The sequence below is a fragment of the Neisseria elongata subsp. elongata genome, assembly GCF_900113545.1.
Taxonomy (GTDB): Bacteria; Pseudomonadota; Gammaproteobacteria; order Burkholderiales; family Neisseriaceae; genus Neisseria; species Neisseria elongata.
Genome location: NZ_FOPS01000001.1, coordinates 12,381 through 35,407, shown reverse-complemented (window position 1 = coordinate 35,407; position 23,027 = coordinate 12,381). Strand labels below are relative to the sequence as shown.

Genomic DNA, 23,027 nt, shown 5'->3' with positions numbered 1-23,027 from the left:
TCAGAAGGCTTATGATAATCCATTGATACTATTGAAATTACGTAGCCTGGATTCCCGAACTGTACGGGCATGACAGTAGGAATGTTTCTGTTTTTCAAAGTTGGAATGCCTGCGCTTGAGCAGATGTTGCATGAAGGCAGTCTGAAAACAGTGGGGATTCCCTCTCCCTACTCATCATCCATGAAAGATGGAGCGGTATTGTCGGGGTTCGGGTGTTCATTGGGAGCAGCTGACATGGACAAAAGGCCGTCTGAAAAAGAACAAACCTTTTCAGACGGCCTAAACCGTATCTGGCGGATGGCTAGAACTTCGCTTTAATGCCTAGCGTTACTGTCCTGCCCGGCCCGGGCGTGGGGACGTTGCTCATCGGGTCGAGGTAGTAGCGGTTGGTGAGGTTGTTCACGCCGAGGTTGAGGCTGAGTTTGTTGCCGATGCGGTAGCGGACGTAGGTATCCCAGATGGTGGAGGCATGCCAGTGATAGGCTTGGCCGGTGGAATCGAGCAGGTAGCCGAAGCCGTCGGTAATGAGCTGATCGTGCTGCTTGCTGTTGCGGCGGCTGTGGTGGATGCCGCGGATGCCGAGCTCGAGTTTTTCGCCCAACAGCCGCACGCCCAAGTCTAAATTAATGGAGTATTTGGGCTGGATGGATTGATAGAACCGCGTGGCGCCGATGCCGCCTTCGATGCAGGCGGGTACGCTGTTGTAGTACATATCGTAGGCGAAGGAGAGGTTGTCATCGCAGGTTTCTTGTTTTAAACGGTAAGTGCCGCCCAGCGACATAAAGAAGCGGCCGAAATCGAGGCGGCTTTGCAACTCGATGCCTTGGGTAATTTTGCGGTCGTATTGGATAACCTGCTTATCAAAATTGGTGTCGATAACGTTTTTAATGTTATTGGAGAAATAAGTGAGCCGTACGTCGCCTTCGCGCAGTTTGTGCCACAACGGGGCGAAGTTGTAAGTGTAGCCAACTTCCCAGTTGGTGCTGCGCTCGGGTTTGAGGTCGAAAGTTTGATAAAGCGGCTGCCGGGTATTGAAGCCGAAAGTCATATTGGTTACTTCATAAATACTGGGGAAGCGGCTCATCTGCGCCCAGCGCAGGTGCAGGCGGCTGTTGTCGGTCAGGTCGTAGCTGAGGGCGATCATGGGCGACCAGGCCGAGCTGTTTAAACGTTGGGCTGGCGGATACTTGGTATCCTCGTCAAGCGGGAGATAGACATATTCAGCCTCCTTCATATTATCGACGTTGGCACGGCTTTGGCGTATCTTGCGGTAGTCCGTTTGTCCGGACTCCCCATTTTCAACAAATCGGCTATATCTGTAGCTGGCACCGGTAATGCCCAGTCCCGCATTAGGATCATTAGAATAATGAAAGCTTTGTTCTTCGGCACGCAAGTAACGGTAGAAATTACCCTGCCTGCCTTGCGGGTTTGCCACGCGTTGTTCAAACATACCGTTTTCGAAAACGGGGCCGGTAAATTTTCGGCTGCGATATTCGGAAATCCTCGGCGGCATCGGGCGGTAGAGCACGGTTTGGCTTTCATCAAAAGCCTGGTATTGGCCGTTGCTATCGACATAGCTGGTGTTGCCGTCTTGATTGTGGCGTGAAATGGTGCCATCGGGGAAGAAGCCGTGGCGGCGGTAGAAGTCGCGGTAGATTTCTTCCCAATCGTTCGGGCGGTTTTGCAGCTCAACTTGGGCGCGGTTGTAGGCATCGATTTCTTCCGGACTCATGATTTGAAGATAAGGGAAGGCAATGCCAGTAACCACTTCATCCGCACCTTGGCCGATGGCATAAGCGGGGTCGCGGCGGGCGCGGGCGCGGGCAAGTACGTCATCAACCGCCCAGAAGCGGTCGTAGCGGATGCCGGCTTCGATTTTCAGGCGCGAAGTCGGCCGCCAGTCGAAGCTCAGTTGCGCACCCCATTCCTTGCGCCGCCCGGCACGCGGGCCGGAAAGTTTAGTGAGCATGGTAGCAGCATCCATAATGCCGAAGAAGTCTTTGTCGTTTTGCGCCACTATGCTGGATTCGTCCAGTTTTTCATATTGATGATGGGCAGAAAGGGTCAGGCTGAATTTGTCGCTTAAGTGCGTGCGGTTGCTGATGTTGAAGCCGGTACGGGTGGCTTTGGTGGTTTGGCGCGAGCCGGAAAAAACGGTGTTTGCGCCATCGATAATGGGCGGATCATTGGGCGGGGTGTTGCGGTCGTAGCCTTCGTCAATCAAATCTTGGCAACTGTAACCGCGAGCCAGATCCGGCTCTACATTGTGGCGGAAGCAGCGCGCCCAGGCATCGTATTTGGCATCGCCGTATGGCACGGCCAAATCCGCGCCGCCGCTTTGGTGTCGGGTGCTGGTGGTATTCACGCGCCAGATGTCGGCTTTAAGGTCTATCCAGCGGCTGCCTTCGGGCTGCCATTGGTAGCCGAGTTTGTAGGTACGGCTGCGGATATCGGAATCAATCCCCTGTATCGGCACGATTTCATAACGTTTTCTGCTGGCATTGTTCCACAGGCCGCTATAACCGATCAGTATTGAGTTGATAAAGGGGTTTATCTCGCCGAATCGGACTTTGGTGTCCATATAGCGCAGGTTGATTTGCTGGTTGCGCGGCAGATACCAGTTGTTTTTCAGCAGCAGGCTGCGGCTGGCCACGTTGCTGTTGGGCACTTGCTCGCCCGGGCGGTAGAGCTCGGCCATATCGGGAATTAGGGTTTCAGACATCCCGGCACGCGGATTGTCGGAGAGCACGCTGTTGCCCTGATAGCCTTCAAACCCACCTTTACCGCTGAAATAAGTGCCTTTGCGGCGGTCGCTATAGGCAACGAGGCCGTCGGCAATATCGGTTTTGAAGGCGGCGGAAAACAGCAGATTGCGGTCGTTTTTGAAATCAGAAAAGCGGCTGCCCGTGCGCGGTTTGTCGTTATCCGTACCGTAGAAATTCAGACTACTAAAAGCTATGCTTCCGCCTATCAAGCCGCCCGCGCCGTCCGCGGTGGGATTGCCCGGCAAGGTGCGGTAATCCTTGCCCAAATAGTCGTTGAAATTATGGATGGGCTCGGCGGTGTTGTTGGAAAACTCGGTTTTCACTTCCACGCCCCAGCTTTTGCCTTCGGGGATGATGTCGGCAGGCTCGATGGTGCGGATGGACACCGCGCCGCCCACGCCGGACTTCACGCCGCGCGTCATGGCCGGGCCTTTTTCTACCGTAATACTGCGGAACAAGGCGGGATCGACATAATTGCGGTCGGCGATGCCGTAGTTGTTCATCCACACGTCCACGGTCTGCTCCGTGCCGTCGATGGTAACGGGGATGCGGCCTTTGCCGCTGATGCCGCGGATATTGGGCGTAATCGCGCTGCCGGCGTTGCGGGTGTTCATGTTGTACACGCCGTTTAAGCCTTTGAACACGTCGCCGGCGGCATCCGTGCGGTAGCGTTCGAGATATTCGCGGCCGGCGTAGACGCTGGAAACGTTTTTATAAAACACGTCGTCCGCACCTTTTTGGTCGACACTGCGTTTGCCGGTAACGGTGAGTGCTTCGATGTTGCTGCTTTCGGTTACTTCGGCGGGCGGGTTGCCGGTTGTGTCAGCTGCTTGGACAGGCAGGGCGGTGAGTATGCCCGCGAGGCTGGCGGCGAGGATGGTTGGGCGGGAGGGAAGTTTGACCATAAGTTTAATCTTTGTCAGAAAATGTGAATGCCAGAATATTAATGCAAAAATTATCAATTATCAATTGATATGATGCTATAAAAATATACAAAACCATATGATTCATTTTGGGAATATTGTTTTATTTCATTATTTATGATTATCTAAATAGAGAATTAATTTTGTTAATTTTAGTAAAACACCGATATGGGCAAATTCAAATACGCATCCACCGTTAGTTTATGAAGCCTTGCCGCACATCGGCTGAAAACAAGGTTCGGCTATCCCATAATATGCACTGTAACAAAAAGGCCGTCTGAAAACAGTTTTCAGACGGCCTCCTTTTTATTTCTGTTCGATACGGTGATACTGACCGGGTTTCAATTTGAATGTTTCGGCATCCCCGCGTCCGCACCAGCGTACCGACAGGCTGACTTCGCCACTGCCTTTGCCGCCCAAGCCGAAGAGGATGCGGCGGTCGCTTTGGGCGGCCAGTCCGTTGTTGGCATAAACTTCGCGGTGTTGCGCGGCACCGGTCGGGCTGTCCCCTGCGGCAAGGACGACTTTACTGCCCAGCGCGTCGCGGTTGCAGGTTTGACCGTTGCCGACCAGTTCCACGCCTACCCAGCCTGCGGGCCGGCTGTCGTTGCGGTAAAGCGAGGGCGCGGCGGTCATGTGGGTTACGAGGCTGTCAAGGTCGCCGTCGTTGTCGAAGTCGGCCAGTATCATGCCGCGCGACGTGCCTTTTTTGTTCCAGCCGGCCTGTTCGGCAACATCGACGAAATAGCTGCCTTTGTTCAAATAAACGCGGTTGGCTTCAAAGCCGAAGACGCAGCGGCCGCGCACGTCCGCCCAGCGGTCGGCATAGCCGTGCACGTCGGGGTTGGTCAGGGCGATTTGGGCGTTCCAATACCAATAATCGGGGCAGACGGCCTCTTTTTTGTCGTAGGCATCGTCGGCCATGCCGTTGGCCTGCACGATGTCGAGGCGGCCGTCGCGGTCGAGGTCGCCGAAAGCCGCGCCCCAGCCGAACCGCCGTTCGTTGAGTGCGTTGCGGCGGGCGGCTTCGTCTTTGAACATGGCGGCATCGGTTTGGCCGCTCTTGCTGTAGTTCATCCACAGCAGGCTGCCTTCGGCCTGTAATTTTTCATGCACGTTGGAAACGTGGATGTCGGGACGGCCGTTGTCGTCCAAATCGCCGAAAGTGGCGTTCATGCCTTTGTAGGTGTCGCGGCCGACGGAGCCGGCAAAGCTGCCTTTAACGGGCAGGAAGCGTTTGCCCTGCTCGTTGATGTACAGCTCGTCGGGGCCGAAATCGTTGGCGATGTAAAGGTCGGCAAAGCCGTCGTCGTTCAAGTCGCCCGTAGCGACCGCCATTGTCCAGCGTTTGCCGCTAAAGCCGTTTTCGTTGTTGGGGATTTGCGCGAAGCGACCGCCGCCCAAGTTGCGCAGCAGCAGGTTTTCGTCGGCATTGTTTGCGTCGTGCCAACTGCGGTGCATGACGTTGAACATCCTCCTGTCGCCCCGGTATTCGGGTTGTGGCAGTTTGAAGATGTTGTAGGGAACGGTGCGGTCGTAGCCGGGCAGATAACGCTGCATGACGTTGCCGATGATGATGTCGAGGCGGCCGTCGTTGTCGTAATCCAAAACATTGGTGGCAACGCTGATTTGATAGTCGTCCACGGCGTTGCCGCTGCCGACTTCGGTAAAGCCGAGCGTGCCGGTTTCCTTCAAATCGTTACGCAGTAGGCGGCCTTTGCCGAAGCCCATACCGAGCAGCAGGTCTTGGTCACCGTCGTTGTCCATGTCGAACCAGGTGGCCGAGGAAATCAGGCCGTGGGTTTCGGGATGTTTGCGATGGTCGTCCAATTGCGGCAGCGGGAAGCGTTCGAAACGGAAGTTCCCTTTGTTCAGGAACAACTGGGCGCGGTCCTGTTCGCTTTTGAGCGGCTGGGTCAGGAAAACGTCGGGCAGGCCGTCGTTGTCCGCATCGGCGACGGCGGCGGCATCACCCACCGACAACAGCCATTTGGCCACATGCTGCATACGCGGGTCGGTACGCTCCCAGATGTCGCCTTTCGTGCCGCCGATGCCGCTTTGCGAAGAAGGGATTTCGCTGAAGCGGAAAGTTACTTCGTCCGCACTATAAGCATGGGTGAGGCGGTATGCGCCCCAACCGGTGCCGCCAATCAGGCCGGTCAGCAGCAAGGCTTTGGCAAACTGCTTCAGCGCAGGCAACGGATTGCGGTATTGGCTGCGGTTTTGCCAGAGCAGCCACAAGCCGCGCAGCGTCATGTAGGCGAAAGCGGAATAGAAAAGGGTGGAGAAACTTTGAAATTTATGCAGCAGCAAATCAACGAAAACGATGAAAAACGCCATAAACACCTGCCCTTTCCGCGATTCGGCGGAGGTGGGCGGGTCGGTAATCATAAAGAAGGTAAACAGGTAAAACGCCGGCGAGGAAAATGCGCCCATAAAGAGCGTTTGCGGCGGAATATGGTGGCGGAGCAGCCAGGCGCGCAGCGACAGTTGCAGCGCGTAAAACAGCAAAAAGCAGCTGATCAACACGCTGCGGCGGATATTGAGGGCAAACAGCATCAGTGCGGCGGTGGCGATAAAAAAGGCCGTGATGCCCGCCCCACCCCACTGATAGGCGGGCGCGGGCGTAATCATGCCGTCACTCAACACCAGTGCGGCAATCACGCCGAACAGGCCCGGGTTGTAGATATGGCGGCCGTTTACCGTGAAAACGTATTTGGACGCGGTGGCAAAAAACGGCGGTATGGCGGCCAGCCACAGGCCGTGGGAAAAATTGGTCAGCACCGACAGGCCGAGGCCGGTAATCAGGCCGCTAATCGGGACAAGCAGGGTTTTACGCCGCAACAAATAATGCAGCAGACAGTCCAACGTAACGCAAATCAGCAGAATCAGCCCAACCTGGGCCGGACTCCGGTTGAAACCCCAAAACGTGATGCCGCAGGTAACGAAAGTGGCCTGAAGCAGCAACACGGGCAAACGGGGGTCGTTTTTGGCGGGAAGGCGGTCGAAAGCAATCATGGCAAACGGGGGAAGTCAAAAGAAGCGGATTATAGCCCAGCAACATACCCGGCGGACCATTTTCAAACAACAGGCCGCCTGAAAACATTACCACCCGATTTTCCTGCCCGATATGTTTTCAGACGGCCTCAACCGTTTGCCGTATCTACGCCCGCCTGCGGCACATCCTTGTCAAACCCTCCCGGCGGGGGTATAACATTATCCCGCATCCGCTTGATAACATGATTACATGATTGCGAAAACCATGACGAAAAAAGCCGTTTCAAAACAGAAAATCCTTGCCGGCGCGTTGATTGCCTCCGTTGCGGCGGGCGGTTATTTTTATTACAGGCAGCAACAGGCCGCAGCCCTGCCCGCATTTGTCGCGCAGTCCAACGGCAGGCTGGAGCTGAACCGCATCGACGTGGCCACCCTGTATCCCGGACGGGTGGAAAAAGTGTATGTGGAAGAAGGGGTGGATGTAAAATCGGGCGACATACTGGCCGAACTCTCGTCCGACACCAGCAGCAGCCGCGTGGAAGAGGCGCGCGCCGCCGCCGACAGGCAGCGTGAAAGCGTGCAGCGGGCCAAAGCGGCGGAAGAGCAAACGCGCCGTACCGTCGCCCGCGCCGAAGCCAACATCGAAGCCGCACGGCAGCAGCAGCGCGTGGCGAAAATGGAATGGGACAATGCCCGCAACCTGCTGTCGGAACAACTGGTATCGGAATCCGAAACCGCCCGCCGCCGGGCCGATTACGAACGCGCGACTGCCGCCGTGAAGGCTGCCGAAGCCGCCCGTGCGGAAGCACAGGCCACCGTGGCGCAAAGCCGTGCCGCAGCGGCCGAAGCGCGGGCAAGCGTGGGACAGGCGGAAGCGGCCGTCAAATCGGCTTCGTCCGCCAACGACGACATGAATATCCGCGCGCCGATAGACGGACGGGTGGAATACACCATCGCCGAAGTCGGCAATGTGGTGGCCTCCGGCTCGAAAGTGGCCAGCCTGCTCGATCCGGCCGATGTCTCCATGAACATCTTCCTGCCTACCGACAGCATCAGCCGTCTGAAAGTAAACGACGAAGCACGCATCAAACTCGACGGCATCGATGCGGTTTTCCCGGCAAAAATCAAATTCATCGCCACAGAAGCTCAATTCACGCCCAAAGCGGTAGAAACCACCGACGAACGTGCCAAGCTGATGTTTAAGGTAAAACTGCAAGTACCGCGCGAAACGGCGCAAAAATACGACCGCCTGCTCAAAGGCGGTATGGCGGGCAACGGTTTTGTGAAAACCGATGCCGCAGCTCAATGGCCTGCCGCATTGGCGATAAAACTGCCGCAATAGCTTTCAGACGGCCTCCATACCCTTTGGAGGCCGTCTGAAAAATACCGCAAGCCAGAATATAGGTTTGAGACCCGGCCAATCTTAATTAAAATCAACCATGTGGAAACCGGAAAAGATATTGTTTGATGAGTCTGACGATGAAGGCTTATCGTATGTTTATTTTGATTTGGGGGATTTTCGTTATTTCACCCTCACGTTCAATCCTGATGAAGATGATGAAATATACCTTGAGTTTAACGAACAGACTTTTTCGATTGAAAGCAATAATGTTGCCTATACGTTAAACAATCGGATTTTATCCTTCGATTTCGGGGCCGATATTCAGGAAGCTCTGAAAATTGAAAAGCATATCGACATTGATATTGTTTCGCATATCGACATCAATTCATTTGGGAAAACCTTAGCAAATATTTTTTCCAATGCCGGCAAACCGTGATTCCACGCGCACCATCAAAAAAGCATCAACACGTTTCATAAGAAAGGAAACAAAATGAACCCCGTCTTCCAGCCCTACACTTTCAACAACGGCGCCACCGTTCCCAACCGCCTCGCCGTTGCTCCCATGACGCACTTCGCTTCGGATGAAAACGGCCACATAACCAACCAAGAGCGCACGTTCTTGCAAAACCGCTTCCGCGGCTTCGGCCTATTTATCGCCGCCGCCACATTGGTGCAGGCCAACGGCAAAACCTTTCACGGCCAACCGTACGCCATCAATGAGGACGACCTGCCCAGCCTGCGCGAAGTTGCCCGAATCGCCCAAGTACAGGGCGCGAAAGCCATCCTGCAAATCCACCACGGCGGCAAATTCGCCCCCAAAGAGCTTTCCGCCGACATCGTCGCCCCGTCCTCCGATGAAGCCAGCGGCGCGCGCGAACTTTCCGCCGCCGAAATCGAACAGCTCATCGCCGCCTATGCCAATGCCGCCACCCTCGCGGTGCAGGCCGGGTTTGACGGCGTGGAAATCCACGGCGCAAACGCTTACCTGCTGCAACAATTCGTGTCCGCCCAAACCAACCGCCGTACCGACGAATGGGGCGGCAGCCTGCAAAACCGCCTGCGTTTCCCGCTGGCCGTGGTCGATGCCGTCGCCGCTGCCGTGAAAGCACACGCCAAACCCGACTTCATCCTCGGCTACCGCTTCTCGCCCGAAGAGTCCGGCGAAACCGGCATCACCATGGCCGACACCTTCGTGCTGATAGACGAATTGGTGCGAAAACCGCTGCAATATCTGCACGTTTCGCTATGGGATTTCTACAAACACGCCCGACGCGGCGCAGATACCAACCGCACCCGCATGGAACTGCTGCACGAACGCATCGCCGGCCGCCTACCCTTAATCGGCGTGGGCAACCTCTACACCGGCAGCGACATCGCCAAAGCGTTTGACACCGGCTGGGCGGAGTTTATCGCGCTGGGCAAAACCGTGATGATTAACCCCGATTTGGCCGATTTAGTGCGCGAAAACCGCGATGCCGACATCCAAACCGCACTCGATCCCGACCGTGCCGACCATTACCGCCTGCCCGATCCGCTGTGGCAACGCTGCCTGACCAACTCGCCATGGCTGCCGCCGGTGAAAGGGATGGAACATCGGATTGTGGATATTTGAGCGTTTCAGACGGCCTTTTAAAACCTTTTGGTAGCCGAGAGGCCATCTGAAAATAAAAAAGCAGCCTGCACTGGAAGTCATCCGAATGCAGGCTGCTTTTTCTATGGGGCTGTCCTAGTTATCTAGGACAGCCCCTTATTGTTTTTGCCGACATTGATGCCACGCAGCAAAAGGACAGAGCGCATTTTGATTTCCTCGTGATAAACATATTTGGCCAGATGGCGGCCGAGAGGCCGTCTGAAAAAGGAAATACGGACAGCCTGAAAAACATCCCGCCTTATCGGACGCAATGGTTTTCAGCCGCATTCCCGTTGAACGAGTGCATCCAATTCGGCCAAATCGGCATCGTCGGCCAGATACTGATGGGCAAGCCTGCGGTAATGTTCGGCGAGTACGGGATCGGCAACGACGCCTTCCCCGTCGGCATAGATGCAGGCAAGGTTGCAGGCGGCGTAGCCGTAACCTTGTGCGGCGGATTTTTCATACCAGGCGATGGCTTGGGCGGTGTCGCCGGCAGTGCCGAAGCTGTGGTAGATGCAGGCCAGCAGATATTGCCCTTGCCTGTTGCCCGCTTGCGCTGCACGGCGGTAGCAGGCGGTTGCGAGCACTTCGGCATGTCGTCCGCCGAGACTGCCGAAACGGCACGGAAGGCCTTTGCCTTTACATTTGGCGATGCCGTAAAAGTATGCGGCCTGAATTTCGGCATCACTGCTGCCTCGGCGGGCAAGTTTGCGCCAAACGGCAAAAGCGTGCAGCCAACGTGCGCCGTTGTTTTCGATTTGCACGGCGCATCGCGGATTAAGGCTGCGGTAACGGACACGCGGCAGGGCGTAGATACGCTGGCGGAATCGCTTGATTTTCTGACGGTGATTCATGGCCTGATAAGAAAAGAAAAGTCGGATTTAAAAAACATCAAATGGCTGCCCATCCCAAATTCGGCTTTCAGACGGCCTCCGCGCTTTTTACGATGTCCGTCAGCGGCCAGCGCGGTTTGACGTTGAAACCGCCCGCCACCACCACCTGCTCCGCCCGCATCGCACCGGCAAAGGCAATCATCGCGCCGTTGTCGGTACAGTATTCCATGGGCGGGAAATAGGTTTGCACGGATTCGGCGGGCTTTTTCAGACGGCCTTTGCCCTGCGTCGGACGGATGGTCAAACGGCTCAAGCGTTCGCGCAGTTTTTTGTTCGCGCCTACGCCGCCCGCGACAACCAGCGTGCGGAAGCCCGTGTCGCGCAGGGCTTTTTCCGCTTTGGCGGCCAATACTTCGATAACCGCGTCTTCAAAGGCGCGGCAGATGTCGTTGCGCGTTTGTTCGGCAATTCCGCCGTGTTCGGCGCGTACTTTCTCCACAGCGGTCAAGACGGCGGTTTTCAGGCCGGAAAAGCTCATCTGCAAGTCGTTAGAATGCAGCATGGGCCGGGGAAAGGAAAAGGCTTCGGGATGGCCGTGTTCGGCCAGTTCGGCCAGTTTCGCGCCGCCCGGGTACGGCAGGCCGAGCAGTTTGGCGGTTTTATCAAAGGCTTCGCCCGCCGCGTCGTCCACGCTTTCACCTAGCAGCACATAATCGCCTATGCCGCGCACGGCCATAAACTGCGTGTGGCCGCCCGATACCAGCAGGGCGACGAAGGGGAAGGCGGGTTTGTCGGCCGCCAGCAAAGGCGAAAGCAGGTGGCCTTCAAGGTGATGGACGGGGATGACGGGTTTGTTCAGGGCGAAGGCCAGCGCGTTGGCATAGCTCGAACCGGCCAACAGCGCGCCGCCCAGCCCTGGCCCTTGGGTGAAGGCTACCGCGTCGATGTCGGCATAGTCTTTGCCCGCGTCGCGCAGGCAGGCACGGGTCAGCGGCACGAGGCGGCGGATGTGGTCGCGGCTGGCCAGCTCGGGCACCACGCCGCCGTATTCGGCGTGCATGGCCATTTGGGTGTGCAGGGCGTGGGCGAGCAGTCCGCCTTCGCTGTGGTAAAGGGCGACGCCGGTTTCGTCGCAGGAAGATTCGATACCGAGTACCAGCATGATGCGTGTCCGATGCGGATGGAAAACAAAGGGCCGGTATTGTAACGCAAAGCCGCTGCGGAATCAGGCCGGTTTTTCAGACGGCCTGCCGTTCCCTCTCTGCCCGACGCGGCTTATCGGGGCCGTCTGAAACGGCGTGACGGCGGCCGGCAAAGCCTGCGCCCTCCCCTTTCAGACGGCCTGCCGTTTCTATATAATGCCCGTCTGTCAAAGCCCGCAACTTCAGGAGCCGCATATGCAGACCTTCGAATTCGCCACCTCCGATTTAATCGATTTGGCACCCGACACGCCGTCGTGCGAAATCCAATTCCGCAGCTTCGGCCGCCGCAGCCGCTTTTGCGGCCGCATCCGCACCGTCAAATGCTTCCGCGACAACGGTTTGATCAAGCAACTGATGAACAGCCGCTCCGACGGCGAAGTTTTGGTGGTGGACGGCGGATATTCCGCCGCCAGCGCGCTGATGGGCGATTTGATTGCCTCGGCGGGCGCGGCCAACGGCTGGGCCGGCGCAATCATCCTTGGCGCCATCCGCGACAGCGAAGCCATCAACACACTGGATTTCGGCGTGAAGGCCTTGGCTGTCAATCCGCGCAAAAGCGCGAAAGACGGCGCGGGGGAAACCGATGTCGTGCTGAGTTTCGGCGGCGTGGACTTCATCCCCGGCCACTACCTTTACAGCGATGCCGACGGTATTTTGGTCTCGCCCCAACCCATCGGAGAGGAGTAAGTCATGCAGGTAACTTCGCAATGGTTGGACGGCCTCTGCTTCGTGGGCACCACTGAAAACGGCCACAGCGTGGTCATGGAAGGCGCGGCGGCGGAAAGCGGCGTGAAGCGCGGCCCCAGCCCGATGGAAATGCTGCTGTTGGGCGTGGCCGGCTGTTCGAGCATCGACGTGGTGATGATTGCGGAAAAACAGCGGCAGAAAGTCAGCGACTGCCGCGCCACGGTTACGGCCAAACGCGCCGACGAAGCCCCGCGCGTGTTTACCGAAATCCATATTCATTTCAAAGTGTTCGGCACGGATTTGAAAGAAAGCGCGATTGCCCAGGCAGTTCGGCTGTCGGCGGAGAAATATTGTTCCGCTTCGATTATGCTGGGCAAGGCCGCCGCCGTCAGCCACAGTTTTGAAATCGTCGAATGCGTTTGAACGGCAAAAAGGCCGTCTGAAAGCCTGCTTCGGTTTTCAGACGGCCTGAACGTTTTATAGTTTATAGTGAAATCCCCCCAATCGGCCGTACCCATCAGCTTATCGGTCGTTCCACTGATATTTGAAACCGATACCCCGGTATCGAACAACTTCCCTGAAAGGACAAAAACATGGCCTACACCCTGATTATCCCCGTCTGCCCGCATGTTGATGCGGCCAAAGCCGCCGCCAATATCGCGGCGAAACTGCCGAATGCCGCGGTATTCAACGCAATGGACTATGCCGACGAAGCCGTCCGCCTGGCGGCCGAAGGCAAAGCGGACGACTGGTTCGACCTGCTGGTCGGCCGCGCCGCCGCGCTGGGTAAGGAAAACGTCGTCATCCAAGGCATCACCCCGAACGATGCCTATATCTTCCTGAGCCGCCAAAACAACGGCCTAGCCACCGCGTTCAACGCCCGCGTCGTCTTCGCCGTCAGCAACGAACACGCCACCACCGAACGCCTGCAGATGGCCAAAGCGTCGTTTGCCGGACGCAACATCGAATTTGCCGGCGTGGTCGGCGGTACGGCCGAAGCCGCCCAAGCAGCCGGTTTGGACTATCTGGGCAGCGCAGACGCATCCGAAGGCGTGGCAAAACTGGCCGCCGAACAAGCCGTCCGCCTGTCGCCCGCGCAATTCCGCTACAACATGATGGAAGCCGCCCGCAAGGCAAACAAACGCATCGTACTGCCCGAAGGCGCGGAACCGCGCACCGTCCAAGCCGCCGCCATCTGCCATGAAAAAGGTTTGGCCCGCTGCGTGCTGCTGGCCAAACGCGAAGAAGTCGAAGCCGTTGCCAAAGAAAAAGGCATCGCCCTGCCCGCGTCGCTGGAAATCATCGATCCCGCCACACTGGTCGAACAATACGTCGCCCCGATGTGCGAACTGCGCAAATCCAAAGGCTTAACTCCCGAAGACGCGCGCAAACAACTGCAAGACACCGTGGTACTCGGCACCATGATGATGGCGCAAAACGATGTGGACGGCCTGGTTTCCGGCGCGGTACACACCACCGCCAACACCATCCGCCCCGCCTTGCAGCTGATTAAAACCGCCCCCGGCGCGAGCATTGTGTCCAGCGTGTTCTTCATGCTGCTGCCCGAGCAGGTTGTGGTATACGGCGACTGCGCGGTGAATCCGAATCCGACTGCCGAACAGTTGGCCGAAATCGCCGTCCAATCGGCCGAGTCTGCCAAAGCCTTCGGCATAGACCCGCGCGTGGCCATGATTTCCTATTCCACCATCGATTCCGGCAGCGGCCCCGATGTGGATTTGGTGATTGAAGCGACCAAGCTGGTCAAAGAAAAAGCCCCTGCCCTGGCCGTGGACGGCCCGTTGCAATACGATGCCGCCGTGGTGGAAAGCGTGGCCAAATCCAAAGCCCCGAACAGCCCCGTGGCCGGCAAAGCCAACGTGTTCGTGTTCCCCAACCTGACCACCGGCAACTGCACCTATAAAGCCGTTCAGCGCAACGCCAACGTCTTGAGCGTCGGCCCGATGCTGCAAGGCCTGCGCAAACCGGTAAACGACCTGTCGCGCGGCGCACTGGTGGAAGACATTGTCTACACTATCGCCCTGACTGCGATTCAGGCAACCCAAATTGCGAAATAACAATGAATTGATGTAATAGGCCGTCTGAAAGGGTTTGCCCGTTTTCAGACGGCCTTTTTCAAAAACCCCCAAACCGAAAGGAAACCCCATGACTACCCGTCATCCACTGAACAACCCCGAATTGGCCGACCACACCTTTTTGCAGGATATGTATGACGACGATTATTTCCCTGCCGAACTGGTGCAAAAAGGAGAAAACATCCTAGTCGAACTGTGCCGCCAAATCGAAACCGAACAGCCGGAAAATCTCGACGCCCTATACGAACTGACCCACGCAGCTACCGAACGCTTCAACGAACTGGCCGAAGAATTTGACGAAGGCGGCAGCGAAATCGAAACCGTCGCCAGAGACACGATTGCCACCGATATGGAATACATCGCCCAAAGCTACGGCTTTGAAGATGCGGACATCGAAGAACTGGTTGCCCCGCGGGATTGGTAAGTCAGGCCGGGAAAAGGCCGTCTGAATTTTTCAGACGGCCTTTGATGTTAAAATAGCCCTTCCGCAACACACACCATTTTTCATGAATATTCTCGAAGCCTTATTGTTATTGGTCCTGCTGATTGTCATCAGCGCATTCGTTTCCTGTTCCGAACTCGCGCTTGCCTCGGCGCGCAAAATTAAATTGCAAGTCATGGCAAAAGACGGCGGCGACACCCGCGCGCTGGACGTACTCAATATGCAGCAGCAGCCGGGCAGTTTCATCACCGTCGTCCAAATCGGTTTGAACGCCGTCGCCATTCTCGCCGGTATCGTCGGCGAAGCGGCGGTGCGCCCTTATTTCGGCGGTTTGTTGGCAAACGCGGGCAGTTGGGGCAGTACCGCCGCGTCGCTGCTGACGTTCGCGCTGGTTACGAGCAGCTTCATCCTGATTGCTGACCTGATGCCCAAGCGCATGGCGATGACCCATCCCGAAGCGGTGGCGGTGCGCATCGTGCGGCCGATGATGTTTTTGATTTTTATCCTAAAGCCTTTCGTTTGGACATTTGACGGACTGGCGAACGCGATATTCAAACTCTTCAAAATTTCCACCGTCCGCCAAGAGCAGCTGACTTCGGAAGACATTTACGCCGTCGTCGATGCGGGCGCGCAGGCAGGTGTGTTGAAAGAGCAGGAACACTACCTGATTGAAAATATTTTCGACATGCAGGCGCGCACGGTGACTTCCACCATGAGTACGCGCGAATACATCGCCTATTTTGATAAAAACGACGGCAGCGATACCGTGTTGGAAATCATGTCGGAAAAACCGCACAACAAATTCTTGGTGTGCGACGGCGATTTGGAACGAGTCATCGGCTACATCGAATCTCATACGCTATTGACATTGTTTTTAAAAGAAAAAGACGTCCGCCTGACCGACAAGCGCGTGCTGCGCAAAGCCTTGTTCATCCCTGACACGCTGTCGCTTTACGATGTCTTGGAAACCTTCAAAACTTCCGGCGAAGACTTTGCCGTAGTGGTGAACGAATACGCGCTGGTGGTCGGCGTGGTTACGCTGAAAGACGTGATGAGCATCGTCATGGGCGAGCTGGTCAATACCGAAGAAGAGCCGCAAATCATCCGCCGTACCGAAGATACTTGGCTGGTGGACGGCGCGACCCCGCTCGCCGACGTAATGCGCGCACTGGACATCGAGGAATTTCCCCATTCGGAAAACTACGAAACCATCGCCGGCTTTATGATGTATTCCCTGCGCAAAATCCCGAAACGCACTGATTTTCTGGTTTACGCGGGCTATAAATTTGAAATCATCGACACCGAAAATCTGAAAATCGACCAGCTTCTTGTTTCCAAACAAAATAATGAAGCGGACGGGATATAGTCAGAGGCCGTCTGAAAAAAAGAAAAAGCACGACATCGGATAAGCCCGTCCGCCCGCGACACCTTTTCAGACGGCCTCAAGCCGATACACACCATGCAGCAGCGAAAAATCATCCACATCGATATGGACGCGTTCTACGCCTCGGTAGAACTGCGCGAACAGCCGCATTTGCAAGGCCTGCCCGTCGTCGTGGCTTGGGAAGGCGCGCGTTCCGTCATCTGCGCCGCCTCCTACGAAGCCCGCCGCTTCGGCCTGCATTCCGCCATGTCCGCCGCCACCGCCAAACGCCTCTGCCCGCAAGCGGTTTTCGTGCCGCCGAATTTTTCCCTCTACCGCAGCGTGTCGCGGCAGATACACGGCATTTTCAGACGGCATACCGACCTTGTCGAACCTTTGTCGCTGGACGAAGCCTATTTGGACGTTACCCTCAACCACCAAAACATCCCCTACGCCAGCGACATCGCCCGCAGCATCCGCGCCGACATTCTCGCCGAAACCGGCCTGACCGCCTCGGCAGGAGTCGCGCCGAACAAATTCTTGGCCAAAATCGCCTCCGACTGGAACAAGCCCAACGGCCAGTTCGTCCTGCCGCCGCAGAAAGTCGAGGCCTTTTTAACCGACCTGCCGCTGGGCAAAATCCCCGGCGTCGGCAAAGTTACGCGGCAGAAGATGCAGCGGCTGGGCATGAACACCGTCGGCGACCTGCGCCGGCACAGCCCCGGCGAATTGGCCAACCTGTTCGGCAAATGGGGCTACCGCCTCCACGACCTCGCCTACGGCATCGACAACCGCCCCGTCAAAGCCGAACGCGAACGCCTGCAAATCTCCACCGAAATCACCCTGCCCGAAGACCTGCCGCTTGCCCTGATTGTCCGCCACCTGCCACATCTGGCCGATGATTTGTGGCAGCAGCTGCAAAACAGGAAAACCGAGGCGCGGGGCGTCACGCTGAAACTGAAAACCGCCGATTTCCGCATCATCACCCGTTCCCTGACCTATTCTTCCCCCCTGCCCGATTCCGCCGCGCTTTTATCCGCCGCCCGAGAATTGGCGGGGCGGATTCCGCATGCCTCCGACATCGATTACCGCCTGATCGGACTCGGGGTCGGCCACCTCGAACCGCGCGGACGGCAGCAGGATTTATGGCAGGCCGTCTGAAAAACAGCGTTGTTTCAAAATATAGTGAATTAAATTTAAACCAGTACAGCGTTGGCTCGCCTTGCCGTACTATTTGTACTGTCTGCGGCTCGCCGCCTTGTCCTGATTTAAATTTAATCCACTATACCTGTGCCGTCATCGGCAGATACAGGTGTGGGGAGGTGTTAGTTTTGTCATAGTGGGGAATTAGAAAAAAAAGGGTGAAATTTTAATAAAAACAGAAAAATAGAAGAAAACCCGACAAAATTTGAAAATGCAAAAAATCGCGCAAAACTTGTCAAAGTTCTGACAGTTTCGCGCGATTTTTGTCATGGGACTTATCACAAAGTCATCAAAAGCCATCACAGCTTAATGCTGCAATCCCACAGGTAGCGGCCGTAAATCTCAAACTCGTAATCCTGCATTTCGCGCAAATCTAAATCCGTAATCGGATAAAGAGTGTCGTTAGGGTTGTCACTGATAATGCGGAAAGTAAAGCTGTTGATTTGCTGCAAACGCTTAATGCGAAGTTCTCCGACTTGACGAAATAGGTAGATACCTTCGCTCATATAACGCGACGTCATCTGCCACAGCACCGTGCCGCCGTCTGTCAGCGTGGGATGCATGCTGTTACCTTTGACGCGGGTGCAGAAGCAGCGGGCGGGCGGCACGCCCAGCACGTCGAAGAACGAACGGCGGAACCACATGGCTTCGGTATTGACCTCTTCCAGCATCTCGTAGCCGTTGCCCGCGCTGCCGAATACGTTGGTATGGTAGCGCACGGGCACTATTAAATCCGTATTCTGCTGCTCCGCCCAATCGTCGTAACCATCCACCATGGGCTGCATGAAGGAAGCAACTGGTTCGCCTGCCGCATGCTTGCCAGTTTTTAAATAGGGGCGGTGCAATTTGGCAGGTGCGGGCTGTTTTGGCGAAGATATTATTTCAGACTGGGGTATTAAATCATTTTTCTCTAATTCATCAATCAGATATGCAGGGAGCGTGTAAATTTTCTTTAATCCATTTTTACCACCCTGAGTCGGTACTTCTTCGTAATCCCAGTTTTCTTTTTCCGCCCTGTACTGGATGGCGCGTACTGTAAGGGGAAGGCTTTTTAAATCATTCTTGGAAACTAAATTTTGAATTTCCGAAATACTGAATTTTGAATTTTTCATTTCCATGCTCCATCTAAAAACATAGAAAAAATCTTAGAAATTATTTTCATATTAAAATCAATACTATATTTAAAATCTTGGAAATTACTTGGAAATTTATGTTGCAATGATTTTTCCAAGCTATATAATTTTAAAAACAGCGAAACGACAGCTTTAAAGAAGTATAGCCGATTTTGCGATGCTCTTTAACAATTTGGAAAAAAGCCGAAAAAGACGGGTATTCGACCCGTCAGGAAGGAGACTGTTTAACAGGCCGTCTGAAAATGATTCAGACGGCCGATTAAGCAGTTTTATTGAAATATTCAACAAATGCGAAAGGACTTAAAAAATGAAACATGTTGCAAATGTTATGAGAATGAATGATTGGAATACAAATCAGGAAAGCACGGTAGGGCGAATCTTTGCCCAAGGGCGTGGAAAAACCAAAAAGCACCTGATTGTATGGCTGAACGGTAAAAAAGAAGTGTTTGGCGGTAACTATTACGACGCATGCGCTGCCGGACTGGGTGCCGATACGTGGAATTTCATCCGCCCCGTCTAATATTTAACAGGAGGTTGTTTATGCACCCGGAACTGATTAGGGCTGAAATCAAGATGAAGGGGCTGTCGCTTGCCGATGTGGCTGCGATGGCGGGTGTCGGCGAAAGCACGGTGCGTCAGGCTTTAAGGAAGCCTTCGACTGCGGGCGAGGTGGCAATTGCCGAGGTTTTGGGCAAGCCGCTGCACAAATTGTGGCCGGAGCGGTGGACAAAGGACGGGCGGCGCATCCGCCCGCGCTACGCACACTTATATAAAGAGGCAGCGGCATGAAAACGCATTACTCAATTTCCGAGTTATTAGAAATGAACTTGGAAAAATTTCCTAAGACGAACAGAGCAATCTTATATAAGGTTGAACGAGAGAAGTGGTCTTTTATTGAAGCCTCTTGTCAGGGCGGAAAAAACGGCAAACGCCGTGAATATGCCCCGCCACCCGATGTGATGAAACAGATTCAGACGCGGAAGCTGGAGGAGGCCTTGGGCGGACTGGAAGATTTGCCCTCGCCCACGGAGATGGAAGGCAAACCCGCCGTCAGGAATGAAGAAACCCCACTCGCCCTGCCTGAAACGGTGTGTATTGTCGATGGTTCGACCGAACAACAGCGTTTATGCGAAGCATCGCGCCGCGGTGTACTGACGGCGGTTGAGCGGGTAATGGCCGAAGCGGGCGTATCGAAGGAGGCGGCGATTACTACTGTTTTGACTCAGGCGAAGATGTCGGGCTTCGAGCATATTGCGAAGCTGTTTTCCCTTGCGGCGGATGGGCGCGGCGGCGGTGGAAAGCTGCCGAGCGTGCGGACAATCAAGCGTTGGTTTGCAGCCCGCGAATGTAACAGCCTTGCGCCGAAAATATCACAGAAAGATATGAACGTACCGTCTTGGCTGCCGCTGTTTCTGGAATGCTACCGTCTGCCGATGAAACCGTCAGTTGCCGAAGCTTACCGTTTTTTTTTACGGAGGCTGGAATCGGACGGGAATGAATGCCCGAGTATCCATACCGTGCGCCGCTGGCTGGACAAGGTGGGCAATGTGGAGCGGGAACGGGGGCGGCGCGGAGCACGGGATTTGAAAAACATCCTGCCGCACAAACGGCGCGATTTCCTGCATTTGAAACCTGCCGCTACCCCGAGGCACAAGACTACCTGCAAGGCGTGGAGATAGTCGGCCAATCCTACCGCGAGCTGCTACCGCAACATATCGGCAACCCGCGCACGTTATTGGTACTCGACCCGCCCTACGTCTGCACCCAGCAGGGTAACTATCGCAAGGCAGCCTACTTAGGCATGGTCGAGTTCCTGCGACTAATGGCAATGGTGCGGCCGCCATTTGTCTTCTTCTCCAGCACCCGCAGCGAACTGCCTGCCTATCTTGACCTCGTGGCCGAACTGCGCCTGCCCGGATGGGAGCGTTTTGCAGGCAGCCAAACCTTGACTGTGAGCAGCACCATCAACCGCAATTCTAGCTACGACGACTACCTGATTTATAAGTTCTGACGACAAGCGGCATGCGACTCTTAAAGGTATAAGATAATCCCCGTTTAACAGGCCATTAAACGGGGATAAATTTATGCAAAAGCTGATGGGTGAGTTAAAATTTGCACATCTTTTGTCATAGGTTCTGTGCGCGGGTTTTGTCACAGCCTATGACAAAACAAATGCAAAACTATGACAAAACCCGCGCGACCTTACAACAGGCGCAAATAAAAGGCCGTCTGAAAACACTGTGTGGGCTTTCAGACGGCCTTTTAGTTATCGGGCTTATTCGTCCGTTTTGATTTTTGCGGGTTGTACGTTTTCGTATTGCGTCGATTCGTCGCCGTAATACAGCACGCCGAGTTTGATGGGGATGCGGCCTTGCGATTTGCGGTGGGCGTTGGAGTCGCGCAGGGAGTAGGCGCAGCCGCAGTATTCTTGTTGGTAGAAATGTTCGCGTTTGCTGATTTCAATCATGCGCGCACTGCCGCCGCCTTTGCGCCAATTGAAATCCCAGTAAACCAAATCGTCATAAGGCTCGGCGGCACGGTGACCGCAGTCGTTGATTTGCTTCATGTTTTTCCAGCGGGAAATGCCCAGCGAGCTGGTGAAGACGGGGAAGCCGTTTTCGTGGGCGTATTGGGCGGCTTTTTCGAAACGCATGTCGAAACACATGGTGCAGCGGATGCCGCGTTCGGGTTCGAATTCCATGCCTTTGGCTTTGGCAAACCATTCTTTGCGGTCGTTTTCGTAGTCGTCGTCTTTGTCGATGAAGGGGATGCCGAATTTGTCGGCGAAGCGCATGTTTTCTTCTTTGCGCAACATGTATTCTTTGAGCGGGTGGATGTTGGGGTTGTAGAAGTAGATGGTGTAGTCGATGCCGCTGGCGAGCATGGCTTCCATCACTTCGCCACTGCACGGGGCGCAGCAGGAATGCAGCAGGACTTTTTTATGGCCGCCGGGCGGGATAAGGACGGGACGGTCGATGTCGGTAACGATGGGGGTGTCGGATGTGTTCATGTCAAATTATCGTTTTTCGTTGCAATCGGATGAAGGGAGGCCGTCTGAAAAGACGGCCGAAACGGTTTATCGGGATGCGGTAGGAGGTACGGCCTGTTTGCGCTGCCGTTTTTTCCAAAACCGCCAGCCGTACATCACATAACCGGACAGGCTGTAGCCGAGGAAGAATAAAAACAGGACAAGCGCGGGTTTCAAGGCCAATATCAACAGGCCGAGCATGATTAAAATCATCACGAAAAACGGCACTTTCCGGTGGACGTTGATTTCCTTGAAACTCCAAAACGGAATCTGAACCACCATAGAAAGCCCGGCAAACAGGGTGATGAACAATGCCCACCATTTCTCACCGGCAAAATTTTCCACGCTGTGGTTTACCCAAATCAAGCCGACAATCAAGGCGGCCGCCGTCGGGCTAGGCACGCCGACAAACCAGCGTTTGTCCGCTTTGCCGGTTCCGATCAAAGTATTGAACAGGGCCAGGCGCAGGGCGGCGCAGGCGCAATAGATAAAGGCGACGGTATAGCCGATTTTGCCGAAGTGGAAAAGTTGCCATTTGTAGGCAATCAGTGCGGGGGCGACGCCGAAGCTGACCATGTCCGCCAAACTGTCGAGCTGTTCGCCGAACGCGCTTTGGCTGTTCGTCCAGCGTGCGACACGGCCGTCCATGCCGTCAAGCAGCATCGAAATGAAAACGGCGATGGCGGCGGTTTCGTAGTAACCGTGCATGGCCTGGGTGATGGCGTAAAAAGCGGAAAACAGGGCGGCGATGGTAAAGGAATTGGGCAGCACATAAATGCTGTTCTGCCGCAGGCTGCGGCGGATTTCCATGCCGCTGCGGGATGGTTCTGTGGCCATAATGAAAAGCCGTCGGTTGTTGGAGAACAGAATGATTATACCCGATTTGCCCGAAACGGGCTTTTCAGACGGCCTTCTCGGACGGCCGATTTATTGCTTATGCTTTGCCGGATGCCGAACGTATCAGTATTTGCGTTCCGAACCAGCCCCAATAAATCCGATGATGCCGGATTTTTCCCTGCCCGATCCGCATCACTTCAAGAATATCGACCTGATTGCCGTCGGGCGTTTGGCGCGGATATTCCCAAATCAGCGTATCCCCTGAAATAAAACGGCTGCCGTCGCGATACCAGCGTACCAATTCATTCGGCCGCCGCCGCGTGCCTTCCTGTAAAAAACGCAGGATTTCGGCTTTCCCATTCAGAATCCCGCTCTCAATATTTAAGATAACAGGGACAAGCGGGCTTTCCAGCACGGCATCGTCCGCATACAGCCCGATTAACGCTTCGGTATCGCGGTTTTTTGCGTATTCGTGCCAATCGCGGTAAATCCGTTCGAAATCGTTCATAATGCACTCCAAGGTTTCACACAAGAAAAAGGCCGTCT

The 23,027-nt window shown here is 55.3% G+C and carries 21 protein-coding genes and 1 pseudogene; 13 read left to right on the top strand and 9 right to left on the bottom strand.

The genetic code is table 11. The annotated features are described in order from the left end of the window. Positions 1-301: 301 nt before the first annotated feature. Together BM261_RS00160 and BM261_RS00155 are read right to left on the bottom strand one after the other, a co-directional pair. Complete coding sequence (locus BM261_RS00160) at positions 302-3,670, bottom strand: TonB-dependent receptor domain-containing protein (protein WP_074894061.1); 3,369 nt, start codon at positions 3,668-3,670, stop codon at positions 302-304. Positions 3,671-3,994: 324 nt separating this feature from the next. After that, positions 3,995-6,706 carry an FG-GAP-like repeat-containing protein gene (locus BM261_RS00155; RefSeq protein WP_074894059.1) on the bottom strand — a complete coding sequence of 904 codons (2,712 nt, stop codon included), beginning with the start codon at positions 6,704-6,706 and terminating at the stop codon, positions 3,995-3,997. Between the two features lie 244 nt (positions 6,707-6,950). On the opposite strand from BM261_RS00155, the gene BM261_RS00150 reads away from it, so the two are divergent. The 3 genes from BM261_RS00150 (at position 6,951) to BM261_RS00140 (ending at position 9,639) form a co-directional block, all read left to right on the top strand. Next, positions 6,951-8,027 carry an HlyD family secretion protein gene (locus BM261_RS00150; RefSeq protein ID WP_074894613.1) on the top strand — a complete coding sequence of 359 codons (1,077 nt, stop codon included), beginning with the start codon at positions 6,951-6,953 and terminating at the stop codon, positions 8,025-8,027. Between the two features lie 97 nt (positions 8,028-8,124). After that, positions 8,125-8,463, top strand: coding sequence for an RNA polymerase subunit sigma (locus BM261_RS00145; RefSeq protein WP_074894057.1), 339 nt, complete (start codon positions 8,125-8,127; stop codon positions 8,461-8,463). Between the two features lie 54 nt (positions 8,464-8,517). Next, the gene (locus BM261_RS00140) at positions 8,518-9,639 is read left to right on the top strand and encodes an NADH-dependent flavin oxidoreductase (protein ID WP_074894055.1); all 1,122 of its coding nucleotides are present in this window, start codon (positions 8,518-8,520) and stop codon (positions 9,637-9,639) included. 296 nt (positions 9,640-9,935) lie between these two features. Here BM261_RS00140 and BM261_RS00135 read toward each other — a convergent pair whose 3' ends face one another. Together BM261_RS00135 and tsaD are read right to left on the bottom strand one after the other, a co-directional pair. Further along, complete coding sequence (locus tag BM261_RS00135) at positions 9,936-10,514, bottom strand: tetratricopeptide repeat protein (protein ID WP_074894053.1); 579 nt, start codon at positions 10,512-10,514, stop codon at positions 9,936-9,938. A gap of 67 nt (positions 10,515-10,581) precedes the next feature. Beyond that, complete coding sequence (tsaD, locus tag BM261_RS00130) at positions 10,582-11,655, bottom strand: tRNA (adenosine(37)-N6)-threonylcarbamoyltransferase complex transferase subunit TsaD (RefSeq protein ID WP_074894050.1); 1,074 nt, start codon at positions 11,653-11,655, stop codon at positions 10,582-10,584. Positions 11,656-11,890: 235 nt separating this feature from the next. On the opposite strand from tsaD, the gene rraA reads away from it, so the two are divergent. The 6 genes from rraA (at position 11,891) to dinB (ending at position 17,441) form a co-directional block, all read left to right on the top strand. Then, positions 11,891-12,382, top strand: coding sequence for a ribonuclease E activity regulator RraA (gene rraA / locus BM261_RS00125; RefSeq protein WP_074894048.1), 492 nt, complete (start codon positions 11,891-11,893; stop codon positions 12,380-12,382). Positions 12,383-12,385: 3 nt separating this feature from the next. Continuing rightward, on the top strand, positions 12,386-12,805 hold the full coding sequence (locus tag BM261_RS00120; RefSeq protein ID WP_074894046.1) for an OsmC family protein: 420 nt from the start codon (positions 12,386-12,388) through the stop codon (positions 12,803-12,805). Positions 12,806-12,975: 170 nt separating this feature from the next. Beyond that, positions 12,976-14,457, top strand: a complete 1,482-nt coding sequence (gene pta, locus BM261_RS00115) for a phosphate acetyltransferase (RefSeq protein WP_074894044.1) — start codon at positions 12,976-12,978, stop codon at positions 14,455-14,457. A gap of 88 nt (positions 14,458-14,545) precedes the next feature. Then, positions 14,546-14,899, top strand: a complete 354-nt coding sequence (locus tag BM261_RS00110) for a DUF5713 family protein (RefSeq protein ID WP_074894042.1) — start codon at positions 14,546-14,548, stop codon at positions 14,897-14,899. A gap of 82 nt (positions 14,900-14,981) precedes the next feature. Next, the gene (locus BM261_RS00105) at positions 14,982-16,283 is read left to right on the top strand and encodes a hemolysin family protein (protein WP_074894040.1); all 1,302 of its coding nucleotides are present in this window, start codon (positions 14,982-14,984) and stop codon (positions 16,281-16,283) included. Positions 16,284-16,376: 93 nt separating this feature from the next. Then, entirely contained in the window at positions 16,377-17,441 is a 1,065-nt protein-coding gene (gene dinB, locus BM261_RS00100; protein WP_074894038.1) for a DNA polymerase IV, read from the top strand. Between the two features lie 19 nt (positions 17,442-17,460). On the opposite strand, the pseudogene BM261_RS12190 reads toward dinB, so the two are convergent. Further along, positions 17,461-17,570 (bottom strand): annotated as a pseudogene (locus BM261_RS12190) (IS5/IS1182 family transposase); the annotation flags it as partial. A gap of 212 nt (positions 17,571-17,782) precedes the next feature. Further along, complete coding sequence (locus BM261_RS00090) at positions 17,783-18,595, bottom strand: S24 family peptidase (protein ID WP_240317883.1); 813 nt, start codon at positions 18,593-18,595, stop codon at positions 17,783-17,785. 328 nt (positions 18,596-18,923) lie between these two features. On the opposite strand from BM261_RS00090, the gene BM261_RS00085 reads away from it, so the two are divergent. From BM261_RS00085 to BM261_RS00070, 4 genes are all read left to right on the top strand, one after another. After that, positions 18,924-19,136: a hypothetical protein gene (locus BM261_RS00085; RefSeq protein ID WP_074894031.1), complete on the top strand. Its 213-nt coding sequence runs from the start codon at positions 18,924-18,926 to the stop codon at positions 19,134-19,136. A gap of 20 nt (positions 19,137-19,156) precedes the next feature. Then, a complete protein-coding gene (locus tag BM261_RS00080; protein WP_074894028.1) occupies positions 19,157-19,405 on the top strand; it encodes a helix-turn-helix domain-containing protein in 249 nt (82 codons plus the stop codon). Between the two features lie 167 nt (positions 19,406-19,572). After that, entirely contained in the window at positions 19,573-20,295 is a 723-nt protein-coding gene (locus BM261_RS12185; protein WP_143095739.1) for a hypothetical protein, read from the top strand. Beyond that, entirely contained in the window at positions 20,286-20,627 is a 342-nt protein-coding gene (locus tag BM261_RS00070) for a hypothetical protein (RefSeq protein WP_240317882.1), read from the top strand. Before BM261_RS12185 ends, BM261_RS00070 begins: the two co-directional genes overlap by 10 nt. A 264-nt stretch (positions 20,628-20,891) precedes the next feature. On the opposite strand, the gene BM261_RS00065 is transcribed toward BM261_RS00070, so the two are convergent. The 3 genes from BM261_RS00065 to BM261_RS00055 form a co-directional block, all read right to left on the bottom strand. After that, positions 20,892-21,626: an epoxyqueuosine reductase QueH gene (locus BM261_RS00065; protein ID WP_074894023.1), complete on the bottom strand. Its 735-nt coding sequence runs from the start codon at positions 21,624-21,626 to the stop codon at positions 20,892-20,894. Positions 21,627-21,692: 66 nt separating this feature from the next. Continuing rightward, on the bottom strand, positions 21,693-22,454 hold the full coding sequence (gene pssA, locus BM261_RS00060; protein ID WP_074894609.1) for a CDP-diacylglycerol--serine O-phosphatidyltransferase: 762 nt from the start codon (positions 22,452-22,454) through the stop codon (positions 21,693-21,695). A gap of 124 nt (positions 22,455-22,578) precedes the next feature. After that, entirely contained in the window at positions 22,579-22,989 is a 411-nt protein-coding gene (locus BM261_RS00055; protein ID WP_074894020.1) for a nuclear transport factor 2 family protein, read from the bottom strand. Between the last annotated feature and the right edge of the window lie 38 nt (positions 22,990-23,027).

Coding starts and splice junctions, on each gene's coding strand:
- pta (WP_074894044.1), top strand. CDS start 12,976: ATGGCCTACACCCTGATTATCCCCGTCTGCCCGCATGTTGATGCGGCC.
- BM261_RS00085 (WP_074894031.1), top strand. CDS start 18,924: ATGAAACATGTTGCAAATGTTATGAGAATGAATGATTGGAATACAAAT.
- BM261_RS00105 (WP_074894040.1), top strand. CDS start 14,982: ATGAATATTCTCGAAGCCTTATTGTTATTGGTCCTGCTGATTGTCATC.
- BM261_RS00120 (WP_074894046.1), top strand. CDS start 12,386: ATGCAGGTAACTTCGCAATGGTTGGACGGCCTCTGCTTCGTGGGCACC.
- BM261_RS00080 (WP_074894028.1), top strand. CDS start 19,157: ATGCACCCGGAACTGATTAGGGCTGAAATCAAGATGAAGGGGCTGTCG.
- BM261_RS00110 (WP_074894042.1), top strand. CDS start 14,546: ATGACTACCCGTCATCCACTGAACAACCCCGAATTGGCCGACCACACC.
- rraA (WP_074894048.1), top strand. CDS start 11,891: ATGCAGACCTTCGAATTCGCCACCTCCGATTTAATCGATTTGGCACCC.
- BM261_RS00090 (WP_240317883.1), bottom strand. CDS start 18,595: ATGAAAAATTCAAAATTCAGTATTTCGGAAATTCAAAATTTAGTTTCC.
- pssA (WP_074894609.1), bottom strand. CDS start 22,454: ATGGAAATCCGCCGCAGCCTGCGGCAGAACAGCATTTATGTGCTGCCC.
- BM261_RS00160 (WP_074894061.1), bottom strand. CDS start 3,670: ATGGTCAAACTTCCCTCCCGCCCAACCATCCTCGCCGCCAGCCTCGCG.
- BM261_RS00135 (WP_074894053.1), bottom strand. CDS start 10,514: ATGAATCACCGTCAGAAAATCAAGCGATTCCGCCAGCGTATCTACGCC.
- BM261_RS00145 (WP_074894057.1), top strand. CDS start 8,125: ATGTGGAAACCGGAAAAGATATTGTTTGATGAGTCTGACGATGAAGGC.
- BM261_RS00155 (WP_074894059.1), bottom strand. CDS start 6,706: ATGATTGCTTTCGACCGCCTTCCCGCCAAAAACGACCCCCGTTTGCCC.
- BM261_RS00065 (WP_074894023.1), bottom strand. CDS start 21,626: ATGAACACATCCGACACCCCCATCGTTACCGACATCGACCGTCCCGTC.
- BM261_RS00055 (WP_074894020.1), bottom strand. CDS start 22,989: ATGAACGATTTCGAACGGATTTACCGCGATTGGCACGAATACGCAAAA.
- dinB (WP_074894038.1), top strand. CDS start 16,377: ATGCAGCAGCGAAAAATCATCCACATCGATATGGACGCGTTCTACGCC.
- BM261_RS00140 (WP_074894055.1), top strand. CDS start 8,518: ATGAACCCCGTCTTCCAGCCCTACACTTTCAACAACGGCGCCACCGTT.
- BM261_RS00150 (WP_074894613.1), top strand. CDS start 6,951: ATGACGAAAAAAGCCGTTTCAAAACAGAAAATCCTTGCCGGCGCGTTG.
- tsaD (WP_074894050.1), bottom strand. CDS start 11,655: ATGCTGGTACTCGGTATCGAATCTTCCTGCGACGAAACCGGCGTCGCC.